Annotated in this window: 12 protein-coding genes; 8 read left to right on the top strand and 4 right to left on the bottom strand. The window is 38.1% G+C overall.

What is annotated here, in order from left to right; all coding sequences use genetic code 11:
• The first annotated feature begins 1 nt into the window (after position 1).
• From NYE63_RS23070 to sulP, 8 genes are all read left to right on the top strand, one after another.
• Positions 2 to 1,078 carry an aminotransferase class V-fold PLP-dependent enzyme gene (locus NYE63_RS23070; protein WP_342602878.1) on the top strand — a complete coding sequence of 359 codons (1,077 nt, stop codon included), beginning with the start codon at positions 2 to 4 and terminating at the stop codon, positions 1,076 to 1,078.
• Complete coding sequence (locus NYE63_RS23065; protein WP_342602877.1) at positions 1,047 to 1,766, top strand: alanyl-tRNA editing protein; 720 nt, start codon at positions 1,047 to 1,049, stop codon at positions 1,764 to 1,766. The genes NYE63_RS23070 and NYE63_RS23065 overlap by 32 nt, the downstream gene beginning before the upstream one ends.
• Positions 1,767 to 2,063: 297 nt before the next feature.
• Complete coding sequence (locus NYE63_RS23060) at positions 2,064 to 2,945, top strand: PhzF family phenazine biosynthesis protein (RefSeq protein ID WP_342602876.1); 882 nt, start codon at positions 2,064 to 2,066, stop codon at positions 2,943 to 2,945.
• Positions 2,946 to 3,090: 145 nt separating this feature from the next.
• Positions 3,091 to 3,792 (top strand): response regulator transcription factor, encoded by a 702-nt coding sequence (locus NYE63_RS23055; protein ID WP_342602875.1) that lies wholly within the window; start codon positions 3,091 to 3,093, stop codon positions 3,790 to 3,792.
• Positions 3,789 to 5,132, top strand: a complete 1,344-nt coding sequence (locus NYE63_RS23050) for a HAMP domain-containing sensor histidine kinase (protein ID WP_342602874.1) — start codon at positions 3,789 to 3,791, stop codon at positions 5,130 to 5,132. The genes NYE63_RS23055 and NYE63_RS23050 overlap by 4 nt, the downstream gene beginning before the upstream one ends.
• 27 nt (positions 5,133 to 5,159) lie before the next feature.
• Positions 5,160 to 5,894, top strand: coding sequence for a PepSY domain-containing protein (locus tag NYE63_RS23045; RefSeq protein WP_342602873.1), 735 nt, complete (start codon positions 5,160 to 5,162; stop codon positions 5,892 to 5,894).
• 332 nt (positions 5,895 to 6,226) lie between these two features.
• The gene (locus NYE63_RS23040) at positions 6,227 to 6,820 is read left to right on the top strand and encodes a carbonic anhydrase (RefSeq protein WP_342602872.1); all 594 of its coding nucleotides are present in this window, start codon (positions 6,227 to 6,229) and stop codon (positions 6,818 to 6,820) included.
• Between the two features lie 16 nt (positions 6,821 to 6,836).
• A complete protein-coding gene (gene sulP, locus NYE63_RS23035; RefSeq protein ID WP_342602871.1) occupies positions 6,837 to 8,594 on the top strand; it encodes a sulfate permease in 1,758 nt (585 codons plus the stop codon).
• A 447-nt stretch (positions 8,595 to 9,041) separates the two neighbouring features.
• Here sulP and NYE63_RS23030 read toward each other — a convergent pair whose 3' ends face one another.
• The 4 genes from NYE63_RS23030 to NYE63_RS23015 all read right to left on the bottom strand — a co-directional run bounded on the left by NYE63_RS23030 (position 9,042) and on the right by NYE63_RS23015 (position 14,925).
• Positions 9,042 to 10,556: a glycoside hydrolase family 32 protein gene (locus NYE63_RS23030; protein ID WP_342602870.1), complete on the bottom strand. Its 1,515-nt coding sequence runs from the start codon at positions 10,554 to 10,556 to the stop codon at positions 9,042 to 9,044.
• A gap of 177 nt (positions 10,557 to 10,733) precedes the next feature.
• Entirely contained in the window at positions 10,734 to 12,200 is a 1,467-nt protein-coding gene (locus NYE63_RS23025; protein WP_342602869.1) for a glycoside hydrolase family 68 protein, read from the bottom strand.
• 233 nt (positions 12,201 to 12,433) lie between these two features.
• A complete protein-coding gene (locus tag NYE63_RS23020; RefSeq protein WP_342602868.1) occupies positions 12,434 to 13,714 on the bottom strand; it encodes an ABC transporter substrate-binding protein in 1,281 nt (426 codons plus the stop codon).
• A gap of 38 nt (positions 13,715 to 13,752) precedes the next feature.
• Positions 13,753 to 14,925, bottom strand: a complete 1,173-nt coding sequence (locus NYE63_RS23015) for a response regulator (RefSeq protein WP_342602867.1) — start codon at positions 14,923 to 14,925, stop codon at positions 13,753 to 13,755.
• Between the last annotated feature and the right edge of the window lie 47 nt (positions 14,926 to 14,972).

Below are 14,972 nucleotides of genomic sequence, written 5' to 3'. Positions count from 1 at the left end.
GATGATACGTTTTGAAAATGATTATACAGAAGGTGCTCATAAGCGAATTTTGAAACGATTAATAGAGACCAATGAAGAACAAACACCCGGATATGGAGTGGATGAACACTGTGAAAAAGCGAGAGCTTACATTCGAAAAGAGTGTGATGCTGCGAATGCAGATATACACTTTTTAGTAGGAGGAACACAAACGAATACGACGATCATCGCTTCAATTTTGCGGCCGCATCAAGGTGCAGTTTCTGCAATTACTGGTCATATCGCAGTACATGAAACAGGAGCAATTGAAGCCACTGGTCATAAAGTGCTTACGTTGCCGAGTGATGATGGAAAAATTCAAGCTGAACAGGTGAAAGAATTATATGATGCTCACTGGAATGATGTTACTCATGAGCATATGGTACAGCCAGGCTTGGTTTACATTTCTAACCCTACAGAAAATGGAACGACTTATAGTAAAACAGAATTGGAAGCATTAAGTAAAGTTTGCCGGGAATGTGGTTTGCCATTGGTATTGGATGGCGCTAGATTAGGGTATGGCTTGGCTTCGAAAGACAGCGATTTAACCTTGGAGGATGTTGCAAGGCTATGTGATGTGTTCTATATAGGGGGAACGAAAGTTGGTGCAATGTTTGGTGAAGCGGTAGTCATCATGAATGATGCCTTGAAAAAGGATTTCCGATATTTCATCAAGCAAAAGGGAGGAATGCTGGCTAAAGGGAGACTATTGGGGATCCAGTTTGAAACCTTATTTGAAGATGGCTTATACTATGAAATTTCTAACCATGCCGTGGAGATGTCAATCATGATTCGAGAAGCATTTGTTGAAAATGGATTTTCATTACGATATGATTCCACGTCAAATCAGCAGTTTCCGATTTTGCCAGAAGATATAATCCTGGAATTAGGCAAAAAGTATTCATTCTCCTTCTGGGAAAAAGTCGATGCTACACACAGTGCTGTGAGATTTTGTACCAGTTGGGCTACGAAAAAAGAACATGTTGAAATGCTGGTAGAGGATATCAAAGCAACAAAAGGAGAAAAAAATGGCTACGATAGAGTTATATGCAGAGAATAGTTATATAAAAGAATGCACGGCAAATATTGTTTCAATTCAAGAACGATTTGTTGTATTCGATCAAACCATTTTTTATCCAGGTGGCGGTGGCCAGCCTTGTGACCGAGGGATTATTAAACAAGGTGATGAGACCTATAATATAGTAACAGTAAAAAAAATAGATGGTGAAATTATTCATGAACTGGAACGTCCATTACAGGACATTAATCAAACAGTAGAAATGCAGATTGACTGGTCTTGGCGGTTTAAGAATATGCAGTATCACACATTATTGCATGTCATTTCAGGTTATTTATATCAACATTACAATGCTTTAGCTACAAGTAGTCAAATTGAAAAAGAACATGCGAGATTAGAGCTGTCTTTTTCTCCTGAAATAATGGAAGAAGTACCATTTGATTCATTAGAACAATCGATAAAGAAGGTACTGGCACAACCCCATAATGTTTACACGAAAACAATTAGTAGGACTGAAGCAGAACAAAAAGAAGGGGTTATTAAAACGGTCATTAATTTACTTCCAGCCTCTCTTAACGAAATTCGAATCGTTCAAATAAATGATATTGATGAGCAAGCATGTGGCGGAACCCACGTCAACAACACAAATGAAATAAAAGACTTTTCCATTTTGAAAATTCAACAAAAAGGTCCAACGAAAAAAAGGATTAAAATTCAACTATTGAATTAAGTTCTACTATCAGCGAAAAGGATATGGACTCCAAATCCTTTGAAATCTCCAATTATTTTTAGTTGGTGTTAGTTATCGAACTTAAATATACATTCGAAAGTCTTAAAAAATATCATTTTGAGAGGAACAGATTGAAATAAGGTACAAAGTAAATAGGGCTTTTAACATGAGAGTTGCTCAGGCAGCTCTTTTTTTTTTGGAGCTAACTGGGCAAATAGCGACTTTAATTTTCAAAATTTACATGCAATAATTGGGACATTCGTTAAAAAGACTAAAAAGTAAACGAGGGGGAGTCTTATGGAGAGGATTAATTATTCTATTGTAGATGTGTTTTCAAATGGAAAATATACAGGAAATCAACTCGCGGTTTTTAAAAACGCTGGAAATATTCCGGATAATGAAATGCAACAAATAGCCAAAGAAATTAATTTTTCCGAGACAACCTTTATCTTGTCTGATTCAAAAAATGATGGCGGCTATGATGTTCGGATTTTTACACCTAATGAAGAGGTTCCTTTTGCTGGACACCCGACTTTAGGAACTGCATATATCATTCAAAACGAAGTATTAGAAGCGCCATTGGATACCATTATTTTAAACTTTAAAGGTGGACAGATAACAGTATCATTCAATAAACAAGAAGAGCTTCTATGGATGAAACAAAATGAACCAACTTTTGGCCAGATTTTAGATACAGATAAAATTTTTGAAGTTTTAAATATACATAAAGAAAACATAGATGATAGATTTCCCGTTCAAGAAGTTTCGACGGGGCTCCCAGTGCTTGTTGTCCCATTAAAATCATTGGAAGCAGTTAGAAAAGTAAAGATTAATAGAGAAAAGTATTTTGAGTTAATTGAACACACGGATGCAAAAGCCATTATGGTTTTTTCTCCAGAAACGTATGATTCGAAAAATGATTTGAATGTTCGAGACTTTGCGGACTATTATGGTATCCCAGAAGATGCGGCCACTGGCAGTTCTAATGGATGTTTAGCTGCTTACTTAGTTAAATACCGGTATTTTAAAAAAAGTGAAATAGACATTCGCGTAGAACAAGGATGCGAAATCGAAAGACCTTCTTTATTGTTTTTAAAAGCAGGTGAAGGTAACGGAGAAATCAATGTTCATGTAGGAGGTAAAGTAGTGAAAATTGCTCAAGGTGAATGGTTTCTTTAATAACCTACTTCAAAATAAGGAAGGTTGCTGAGGCAGCCTTTTTCTTATTGAACGAACAGGCATACATACGGATAAACCAATCCATTTAATTTGAAAACGAATGACACATGAATGGGCTCGTTCCAAACAAAAGGAGGCCTTACAAATGAGTAAAGAATCAATACTAATTGTAGAAGACGAAGAAAAAATCTTAAGACTGCTTGAATTAGAGCTTGAAATCGAAGGCTACCAAATTGGAAAGGCAATGGACGGAAATGAAGCCCTTGAAGCGTATCGATCAGGAAAGTGGGATTTGATCTTATTGGATGTGATGCTTCCAGGCATAAGCGGGATTGAGCTGCTTCGGAAAATTCGTATGAAAAACAATTCCACTCCAGTCATCCTATTAACTGCAAAAGGCTCGGTTGAAGATAAAGTTTCCGGTCTGGATCTCGGCGCGAATGACTACATTACTAAACCTTTCCAAATTGAGGAATTGCTTGCTCGAATTCGTGCGGTTTTAAGAATGCGGACTGCAGCACCTTCAATGGAAGATGAGGGCGATGGATGGCTCATAACCGCTGATTTAAAGGTGAATGTCAAAACGCGCGAAGTCATTAGAGGTGAAAGTGAAATTGACTTAACGCCAAAAGAGTATGATTTACTTCTTTATTTACTGAAGAATAAGCGTCAAGTGCTAAACCGGGATCAAATTCTGGAAGCGGTTTGGGGGTATGATTTCTTTGGAGAAACAAACGTGGTGGATGTGTATATCCGATATGTTCGCAAAAAGCTCGAATATGGCTTTGATACGCCGCTTATTCATACCGTAAGAGGCGTTGGCTACGTCATGAAGGAAGCAAAATGAGACTGCGGAAGAAAATAAATTTATATACAGCGGTGCTATTCATTTTCCTGCTCCTTTTGATGAATGTTTCCATTTATTTTGTTTTCAGTAATCTGATGATGGTGCACGAACTTAATCGTGCGAAAGCGGAGACAGAGAAAATTGCATTTGATGTTAGTAAAAATGTTAATCATATTTCACCAAATGATTTACTTCGAGCTTATCTGCCTATAGATGGAATGATTGGTATTGTAAAAGACGGTCAACGAAAAGGGACAGCTGTGACCTCCAATTCTGAAAAACAATTAAGTTATCGAAATAGTAATTTTTATCCAGGTGAGGAGAGAGCGATCATCACTTATCATCAGAAAAAGTATGTATTAGTTTCAAACCCGATCGTTTGGGGGGATGGAAGTGTAGTTAATCTTCAAATCACCAAAAGCATTACAGCAACCGAAGAAATGCTCGCTGTTCTGCGCATCGTATTAATCGCTGTAACGGTCATTGCCATGATACCTGTTCTGATATCAAGTACTATTCTTAGTAACTTCATCTCCCGTCCGATTCGATCGATGATTGATACGATGAAGGAGATTCAAACAAGCGGACAATTTAAGCGTCTTAGCCTAGAGGAAAAGTCAAAAGATGAACTTGTGGAAATGGGAAAAACCTTTAATCACATGATCGATTTGCTACAAGCTAACTTCGAAAAACAGGAGCAATTCGTATCAAATGCTTCACATGAATTAAAAACACCGTTAACTGTCATCGAAAGCTATGCAAGTCTTTTGAAAAGAAAAGGGTTGGAGCGGCCTGATTTGTTCGATGAATCCATAGAGGCCATTCATTCTGAAGCGATTAGAATGAGAGAGCTGACAGAGCAAATGCTCCTGCTTGCAAAGCATCAGGAAAAATGGAATATAGAGAAGGAAAACGTCAATCTGACCGATATCATTGCCGAGTTAGCGAAAGTATATAAAAATGCGTACAATCGAACAGTGGAGATTTATAGTGGCGATGCAATTGAAACGGTTACGGACGTTCAAAAGTTAAAACAGCTAATGTTTATTTTTTTAGACAATGCAAGAAAGTATAGTGACGAGCATATCTCAGTCTACATAGGACAAACAAGTAATGAAACATATATCCGCATCGAAGACAGAGGGGATGGAATTCCAAAGGCTGAATTACCAAAAGTGTTCGATCGCTTTTATCGTGTAGATAAAGCTAGAACCCGAAAGCAAGGCGGATCAGGATTGGGGCTTTCCATGGCAAAGGAAATTGCTGATGCAATTGATGTACGGATTGAAATGGATAGTCTCGAAGGCAGGGGAACGAACGTTACTCTTTTATTTAATTAAGCCAGAATGCGTTGGATGGGGGATACGATGAAGAGTGGAAAAGTGCTGATAACAGCTGGATCAACTCTCGTTTTTGGTCTGCTAGTATTCGTCGGATTTCAATGGTGGGCTCCATCATTATCCGCGGAAAGCTTGACGAAAGAAGAGGTGAACCAGACAGCAAAGGATAAATATCCTGGAACCATTATAAAGACAACGAAAAGTGAAGGTGAAGAATATCAGATTGAAATGCAGCTTGAAACCGGGGTATATCTAATTAGGATGGATGCGAAAAGCGGTGAAGTTCGTTCTATAAAAAAAGAAACCATAGTTCATACAGCTGAAGAAACGACGGAAAAGATACCCCAAAAGCAACTGACCCAAAATGAAATAATGGCGCGTATTTCCTCACAAGGTGACCTGGAACAAATTGATTTTGTGCAGGAGAAAGACAACTCCTATTATAAAGCGGTGGTAAATAAGAATAACGAAAAAATCACATTAATACTCGACCCACATACAGGAGCTATTATTGACTCGACATTGGTAGCAGATAGTATCATTACAGAAGACGAAGCAATTGCGATTGCGGAAAAACATGTAAAAGGAACAGGTGACGATACAGAATTTTATCAACCTTCAGATCAGACATCTTATTATTTGGTCGAAGTTGAATTAGAGGACGATCGAGACGCAGTAGTCCAAGTGGACGGCTACACAAAAGAAGTAAAAACAATCACATGGGAAGATGATGAAGTGGATGATAATGATGGCCCTGAATAAAACAGTTGCTCAGATAAGGGTTTATTAATCTAGACGTAAATGGAACAAATCATAAAAAAGGGTGATGCATATTAGCTGTCTAATATGCATCACCCTTTTTGGCTTTGGTGAGTAAGAAAAATGCAAAACAAAAGAGAAGAAAATGTAATAATTCTCACCATTTTCTAATCCTTCTATCATTTAACTCTAATTTAATATCTCTAACATGGAATATAGCACCAACAGGGCCAAATAAGTTGGTTGGATGAAAGGCATCTGGATTATTGTACATAGACCATTTCCTTCAATTTTCACACCTTAACAAAGATTTGCAAGAGAAAGGAGAATAAGTAATGTCAGTTATTTCTAGCATTCTGGATTATAACAAGACGTTTGTCGATCAAAACAAATATAAAGAGTTTCAAACGACAAAGTATCCAGATAAAAAGATCGTCATCATAACGTGCATGGATACCCGTCTGTTGGAATTGCTTCCAAAGGCGATGGGGTTAAGAAATGGAGATGCGAAAATCATTAAAAACGCTGGAGCAATTGTTTCTCATCCTTTTGGCAGCATTATGCGCAGTATCCTTGTCGCTATTTATGAGCTGAAAGTGGAGGAAGTTTGTGTAATCGGACATCACGGATGCGGTATGGTGGGGCTTCAATCCTCTGCACTGCTTGATGCCGCAAAGCAGAAGAAGGTCAGTCAGGAGCAAATTGATGTCCTTACAAACTCTGGTATTGATTTATCAAAATGGCTGTCAGGTTTTCAATGCGTTGAGGAGAGTGTAACGAATAGCGTCCGTTTAATCGAGAACCATCCATTATTTCCGGAATCCATTGCCGTTCACGGTATGGTCATCCATCCCGAAACAGGTAAATTGGATCGAATCATAGATGGATATAGCAAAATTGTCAGCAAGGACGAAATACATATTCAATAAAAGAAGGAGCGATAAAATGATGGGTTCTAGCAGGCTTGAAGGATATAACTTAGGCCATTTTCAGAAAGACCTGGTTGCCGGGGTGGTAGTTGGGATTGTAGCGATTCCTTTAGCGATGGCTTTTGCCATTGCTTCTGGAGTAAGACCGGAATACGGACTGTACACATCAATTATTGCAGGAATTATGGTCTCCATTTTTGGAGGGTCGAAATATCAAATTGCAGGCCCGACTGGAGCCTTTGTCCCAGTCTTGTTCGGTGTGGTCATGCAGTACGGATATGAAAAACTGTTAATCGCCGGTTTCCTGGCAGGTATCATGATTTTTCTTATGGGTGTCTTCAAACTGGGAAGATTCATCAAGTTTATCCCGCGTCCAGTTACCATCGGCTTTACTGCTGGAATAGCTGTGATTATCTTCTCTGGGCAGATTGCCAATTTCTTTGGACTCAGTAACTTAAAAAAAGAAGAAGTCTTTCTTTTAAATATGAAAGAAATCTTATTGAATTTCAATACAGTGAACTTCTATAGTGTACTGGTAGCTATCATAAGTTTAACTCTCGTCATATTAACTCCAAAATATTTACCGAAAATCCCTGGGGCACTGCTGGGTTTGATTGTTTCAACTCTAGTCGCTAGCTTATTCTTTCCAGGTCAGGTAGCGACCATAGGATCGGCTTATGGCGCCATTCCTAATGCATTGCCCCATTTTCAGTTTCCCCATATCACTGGCGGCCTAGTGATTGAACTCCTTCCGGCTGCCTTGGTCATTGCCATGCTTGGAGGAATTGAATCACTACTATCCGCTGTAGTTGCAGACGGCATGACCAACAGTAAACATAACAGCAATAAAGAGCTGATGGGGCAAGGATTGACCAATATGATTACGCCTTTATTTGGAGGGATTCCGGCTACAGGTGCCATCGCCCGTACCGCAACGAATATTAAAAACGGTGCAGTTTCCCCGATATCAGGTGTGATTCATGGGCTGGTGGTATTGCTGGTATTGGTCAGCTTGGCTCCTTATGCTTCGGCCATTCCATTGGCCAGTATGGCCCCCATTCTTATGTTTGTCGCATGGAACATGAGCGAACGCAAAGAATTTTCGCATATCTTAAAAGCAAAAACCATGGATTCGATCGTATTGATCGTTACCTTCGTGTTAACCGTATTGATTGACCTGACAACAGGTGTCGGGATCGGATTACTATTAGCCATTCTATCGTTCGTTAAACTGATGAGCGGTACATTGAAATTATCAAAGGTATTACCAGATCCAGCTGATAAACTAGTTAAACCAGAAATGGTGCAACAAGGTTCAAGCTGTCCGCAGATTAACATATATACGATAGAAGGACCTTTATTCTTTGGTTCAATCGAAAGGCTGCAAGAAGAACTCGAGGAAATAATGCGTTCAAAACCAAAAGTCCTGCTATTAAGAATGAGCAATGTGCCATTTATTGATACATCGGGAGAAGCACTTCTAACCGACATCGTGAAGCAATTCAAGTTTCATAATCTACAAGTGTTGATTTCCGGGATTCAACAGGAACCTAAAGAAATGCTGAGAAAAACTGGATTTATTAAACTGGTTGGTGAGGAACAGTTCTTTTCCAGTACGGGTGATGCCATTAATAAAGCTTTATCCAAACTGGATGAGAACCGTTGTAAAGGGTGTAAACAGTTTTCGTTTGCTGAATGTACCGCTCTATCAAAGCAAGTTCCAAAGCCTGCGGTATTAAAACAAAACAGAAAACGGGAGATAGGGTTAACATGACCCATGGACAACTAAAAAGAGAAATCAATTAACAATATGTAGGCATCTGCTTTTGGCAGATGCCCTTATTCTTAATCAGGGTTACTAGTAGAAGTAACTCAAATACAAATAGATTCATAAAGACACAATGGAGAGGGAGGGACAGCTTCCATTTACATATTGCGGTCAGTAGCTTCTACAAGTACCTTTGTATGGCACGAGTTAATTTACTGAAGTTAACTTTCGTTAAACATCATAACCCCATACTATTAACCAACAAACCGGTGGGATAGTAATTGATTCAACAGTTTTCCCCTTGTAGGGAGCCTCTCAGCCATAGCGAAAAGCCGGATTTCAATACTTATTGAATCCGGCTTTTCGTTATTACTCCTATTTGAAGAGTTTTGGGTAGACATGGTGAATTGTGGTCAAAGTATAAACCATAGTATCGCCATTCAGAAATGATGTTCAATTAATCGAACCGAGGTGTTTGATCTTAATATTATTAAAGACCGCTTTGCCTCCCTCTGAGAAGAGGGATATTCCTTTATCATCAAATTCAGGGAATATTAAATTTGAATGTGCAATCTTTCCATCATCTACAAACACCTCAATACTTGTTTTATCAATGAGGATCTTTAAGTGAACATGTTTCTTGCTAGCATCATATGGAGCAGTGCTTTTAATATATTGATTACTTTCGTCAGGGTGTTCGGTAAAAGTTCGATTGACATAAGAGTAGTTTTCTTCTGCAAAAATTCCTACGTCAATGTGGCGTGTTTGATCGGCTGATTCCCGAAGCCTTAAGCCTACATTGTTTAGGTCTGACCAATTGATATCCGTCTCCAATTGATATACATCACCTTGTACATCTAGAGTTTTGGAACCATTCACTTCAATTTGTTCATAAGAATCCGTTGAACTCGTCAATTCTTTCAATGCTTCGATAGGCTGTGAAGATAAATAATATAGGTTGTTGCCTGCATGTTTTAGCCCGATTTGGCGAACGACGGAATCCATTCCATTAAAGCCCTCTTTTAGGGTCGGAGTATTATCGGCATAGGCCCAATTATTCATCCAAGCGAGAGCATACCGTTTATTATATTCATCGCTTTCTGTCCCATCTTCAAATGTAACTCCACCATACCAATCGAAGCCATAATCTAACCATTGCGGTTCATTGTAATCTGGGACGAATTCCATTCCATCAAAGCTTCCAGTCCAATAGGCGTATGTGTTTGGTTTACCATTCGATTGCCCATTAGCACTGACACCAAGTACCCATTTTAAAGTCCCGTCATCCGCCCGTAACAAATAAAGGTCCGGGCACTCTACAATACCTATTTTTTTCGTGACAAAACTGCTCATATACTGCCAATCTTTTAGGTTGTGAGACTTATAAAAACCTATTTTTGTTCCTTCAGCCATGACCATTATCCATTTATGATCATTGTCATCCCAGATGATTTTTGGATCTCTAAAATCTTTCGTTCCTGGATTTGAAATGATAGGATCATCACTGTAGGAGGTAAATGTTTTACCGTTGTCCGTACTATACCATAGAAATTGTTCCTGTTTACCGCCATCCTTGGAGGGCTGTGTAACAATTGCCACAAGAGCATCTTTTCCAAAGCCAGCCGTATTTTCCTTGTCCACAACGACAGATCCCGACCAAGGATCTCCATTATCATTGGTATATTTCGGAATGGCTATCCCTTGATCACTCCAATGCACCAAGTCCTCTGAGGTTGAATGACGCCATTCTGTTCCATTTCCATCCGGATAATCCCCATTATAGAGGTAAAAGTAATGGTACTCTCCATTAATAAAAATCGGCCTCTGAGGATCGTTTTTCCATTTGTCAGGTACAGTGAAATGGTAGTTAGCTCGATACGATTCCTCTTCATGCTTTACTGGTAAAGTTGATTTGACTAAATAGACTAATAATCCGGCAATAAACAATCCAAGTATTAATAGAGCCAACGGCTTAAATCCTTTCTTATTAAAAACTATTTTGTCCAAGTAGATCACCACGCTTTTTATTTTCCCTAATTTGTTCCTAAGATAATGTAAAACATATTTAATTAAAAAAAGAAAATGCCAATTTTACAGACATTTTCTTTTTTTATTAATTTCGTAAAACTTCGGATGAACATTAAATTATTGGTTATTCGTTAGTTGACCCTGTTCCTGAATACTATCTTCTATCACAGCTGTATTTGGCCCTTTAATGTTAAGTGAAAAACTTGGGGCAAAGGTAGATTTATGGTCTTTAAAATAACCTCTATTTGTCATGTAACTTGTGATAACTACATTATCGCTTTCCGATTGTGGGATAGCATAATGAGCATATGTCCAAGTAATATCATAAGGATTAAGATCTTGGTGTAAGACAATTCCTGTTTTATTTAACGGTTTGTATGGGCCAGTTAAAGAATTTGCCACGTAGCCTAACATGTAAATATCTTTATCATCAATTCCATCAATGGTCATTTTTGATCCTCTTGTACTTGTGAATAAATACCATTTTCCGTCTTTTTTAAATATGTTAGGACGTTCAATTTCATCTGTTACTGTATTCGAAACAATCAAGGGTTTCATTTCATTTTTTAATGTATAATCATCGTTTATTTCAATAATGCCAATTGCACCGTTTGCTAATTCAGCTAAACCTTTTTTAGAGCTCTGCAGAAGCTTATCCTTTTCAGCTTGGAAGAATTTATTGCTGTTGCCATAGTAAGCTCTGTTGTAAAGGGATTCTTCTCCTTGGTAACCATATTCAGTCCCAGTATTCGCTTCAAAAACAAGGTATTTACGACCTTTATCTTCAATATAGTGAGGATCTCTCAATGTATGATTATCACTGAAATTCTCATCACTGAAAGCTTTATCATGTGATTGATAAAACTTGCTGTCTCCGGCTTCATAGATGGATTTGTAATCTTCTACGCCATCCACTTGCAATGTATTAGCACCTGACTCAGATAAGTTTACTTGAGCTGTTGTTAATGTTTGTTTACCGTATTGCTTAGAATCTGGTGAAAACTGTCCGCGATTTGTATAGAATAAGCGAACTTCTCCATCAGACGTGAAGGTTGCAGAACCGGACCACTCTTCTGATTGATTTTTTAAATAAGGATCATTTGGAACATTTTTATCATTATCATTAAATACTCTGCCAGCATTTTTCCAAGCATCAATGGATGTTTCTCCAACTTTTTTGTAGAACAAGTAAATGAACGTATCACTACCATTTTCAGGGTCTCCAGCTAATCCAAATACGATATGATAGCCCTTATATTCTGCCACTGTACCATCAGCGTTTTGTAATGGCCAGGTATCCCATACATCCATATCAATTAAATTTCCTGATTTGTCATACTTTTTTGCTGAGGGAATGTTTTTTATTGTTGATTCGTCAAACTTGGGAACTGTAAACTTCGCATCGCCTTGTTGATTAATCATTTTTTGCATGTCGTAACGAGTGATTTGTGAAGTGCCATACTTTTCATTGTGATCTAATGGGTCTTTTGCTGCCGCGAAAGTTTCTGAGCGACTGCCTCCTAATAAGATAACTGTACTAAGTGTTATTACTGTTGCTTGTTTGGCAAGCCTGTTAAGGTTCATATGCCTTCCTCCTAGAATGTTTATTAGTATATAAAAATAATTTCTAGTGGAACGATTACTTTTTGGGAGTAACAGTCCCGCCTGTTTGAAGTACTAATAAAATTATAGGTTAGTCTTAATTTTATGGATATGTCATAAATTGATTAGAATTTAGTCTTATATTGATATCGTATTTTTCGGCGTACAAAAAAATGCCCCAACAAAGGAGGCAAGAAGTGTACAGAATTCCTATTTTATTCGCTTGAAGCCCTATCCCATGACTTCTGAAACTCGTGCAGTAATTGACCGCGATTAAGCTTGTTTCCTACATATAGTTGCATGGCAGCCGCAAACTCTTCTCTTATTCCGACAGGGAAATTAAACCAGTTGGGGTTTAACGTTTTTCCTTCTTTATAATACTGAATTGTTTCATCAGCAAGAGGTCCTAAATTGTCAGCTTCAATGTTAGTAAAAGCAGGAATGAATTTAAAGCGTTCTGTCAAAAACATTTTGCCTTGTTCAGAAGAAACCATCCAATTTAAAAATCTCTTCGCTTCTTTCTTCTTTTCTGGTGTGGTTTGTTTGTTTACAACCCAATAATTTGGTACGCCGACCATCAAGGCTTCTTTCTTAGGTTGATCATTTATTGGTATTGGCATAAATCCGATGTTCATATTCGGTGATTGTTGATCGATCATCGGCTGTATCCAGTTTCCTTGTTGAATAATCGCTGCATTTTTTGAAGTAAATAGATTCACTTCCATGTTGTAATCTGTTGATAGCGGGTTATTGTTTCCATACTTTAATGTTACATCCAACAAATTGATTAGATCATTGAATTGTTGATTATTATATATTTTTTCAGTTCCATCATTTAGGCCTTTTATAAAGGCCGGTGGATCTTCTTGTTCTGTAAAACCGACATTCATTAAATGGTCACCCAATTTCCACTCTTCATAATATCCTGTTGCAAAAGGAGTAACCCCTGCCTTTTGCAATTTTTCAGCCACTGCTATTAATTCAGTCAGCGTTTTGGGTAATTCATCGATTCCTACCTTATTAAATATATCCTTATTATAAATGAATCCGTACCCTTCCAGATTAACCGGCATCCCATGAATTTTCCCATCGAATTTCATAGGGGTTAACGCATCTTCATATGCATGTTCGACCCAGGGTTGGTCAGAAAGATCCTCTAAATATTTACTCCACTGTTTGGCACTTTCGTATCCGCTGTTTGTGAAAATATCAGGACCATTGCCAGTGGCCATTTTTGCTTTCAAATCAGCAAGGTCATCCATAGCCCCGCCTACCGTGTGAACCTTTATATCTACATTTGGATTTTCTTTTTCATAAGCAATCACCATTTGTTCGAATTGCGTAGAAATTTCAACTTTCGGATTCCGTACGGTCAAAGTGATTTTTCGCTCTGAAATTTCCGGTTTTTTTGTTCCGCTCTCGGTCTTTGTTTGACATGCACAAAGTGATAGGCTCAATATTCCGATTAAACATATGTTTAGTATCTCTTTTTTCATCATGTCACCCCTGTAATTTTCTAATTAAGGTGAATTATTTACTTCTGATCTGCATTCTTTTCACCGTTTCTGTATTCGAATGGTGTCATGCCAACCACTTTTTTGAATAGTTTTGAAAAGTATTTCTCATCCTGATAGCCGAGCATTAAAGAGATGGAGTAAATACTTTTTTCGGTTTCTCTTAACCAACGTTTTGCCTGGTCAGTTCTTAGTTTAGTGATGTATTTGGACAGGAGCATTCCGGTTTTTTGTTTGAACTTTCTTGAGATATGTTCGCGGCTTAAGAAGAATACATTCGATAGCTTTTCTAAACTCAATTCTTCCATGTAATATTTTTCAACATATGAAACTATGTCCTCTATGCGACGTGCAACATCCAAGTCATCCAAACGGTGGATGGATCTGAAGTTTTGATTTTTCATTGCTTTTTGTAATGACTTAAAGGAATTGTGGATGTCCCCTAATGATTCCAAGGGCTCGCCACAAACAAGGCGAACAGGAATATCAAATTGATGACTGATCCATTCTTCAACGGATAACCAATGGTCAGGTATCGTGATCACTAGACAAAGATTATGATCATTCTGAAGCGCAAATACATTTCCGATTTTCCGCTCAACAAGTTCGTCAGCAAGTAACTGAATGTAGGGGGCAGGATGGTGCATTTGATAAAAGGAAATTAATGTAAGGGTGTATCTGTCTGCTTTTGGAACATATGACTCAATATCGTTTTTGTCGAATTGTTCCCCCATACAAGCGGCAGTAACCAATTGATTACTCCGAAACCTTTTAACATCTTCATATACACCGGTATCTTTATTAGCACGAACTTCCTCTTCATTCGCCCATGATTTAACGGCTTCTTCCAGTGTTTTGTTAAATGCATCAGCTTCAATCGGTTTCAACAAATAATCGAAGCTGCTAAACTGAATGGCTTTACGCATAAATGAATAGTCGTCAAAGCCCGAAATTAAAATCACTTTACCAGGATAAGAAATGGAATCTAGCCACTCGATTAGTTCCATACCGCTCATACCAGGCATTTTCACGTCTGTAAAGATGATTTCCGGACTTTCTCTCTCTATCATTCTTTTTGCATCATCGCCATTACTTGCTTCTAATAGATGGGTGATACCGTATTTTTCCCACTGCCCCAAATGGCGTATTACGTCACGTACATTGAACTCATCATCGACAATTAAAGCTTTCACAGATTTCATCTCCTTATATGAATGAGTAAAAGTGTCCGTTTTTGAAT

The organism is Peribacillus sp. FSL E2-0159 (assembly GCF_038643155.1).
Classification (GTDB): Bacteria; Bacillota; Bacilli; order Bacillales; family DSM-1321; genus Peribacillus; species Peribacillus simplex.
Note: the sequence above shows the minus strand (reverse complement) of the source record. Positions and strands in the feature narration are given on the sequence as shown.

Coding starts and splice junctions, on each gene's coding strand:
- NYE63_RS23070 (WP_342602878.1), top strand. CDS start 2: ATGATACGTTTTGAAAATGATTATACAGAAGGTGCTCATAAGCGAATT.
- NYE63_RS23065 (WP_342602877.1), top strand. CDS start 1,047: ATGGCTACGATAGAGTTATATGCAGAGAATAGTTATATAAAAGAATGC.
- NYE63_RS23060 (WP_342602876.1), top strand. CDS start 2,064: ATGGAGAGGATTAATTATTCTATTGTAGATGTGTTTTCAAATGGAAAA.
- NYE63_RS23055 (WP_342602875.1), top strand. CDS start 3,091: ATGAGTAAAGAATCAATACTAATTGTAGAAGACGAAGAAAAAATCTTA.
- NYE63_RS23050 (WP_342602874.1), top strand. CDS start 3,789: ATGAGACTGCGGAAGAAAATAAATTTATATACAGCGGTGCTATTCATT.
- NYE63_RS23045 (WP_342602873.1), top strand. CDS start 5,160: ATGAAGAGTGGAAAAGTGCTGATAACAGCTGGATCAACTCTCGTTTTT.
- NYE63_RS23040 (WP_342602872.1), top strand. CDS start 6,227: ATGTCAGTTATTTCTAGCATTCTGGATTATAACAAGACGTTTGTCGAT.
- sulP (WP_342602871.1), top strand. CDS start 6,837: ATGATGGGTTCTAGCAGGCTTGAAGGATATAACTTAGGCCATTTTCAG.
- NYE63_RS23025 (WP_342602869.1), bottom strand. CDS start 12,200: ATGAACCTTAACAGGCTTGCCAAACAAGCAACAGTAATAACACTTAGT.
- NYE63_RS23020 (WP_342602868.1), bottom strand. CDS start 13,714: ATGAAAAAAGAGATACTAAACATATGTTTAATCGGAATATTGAGCCTA.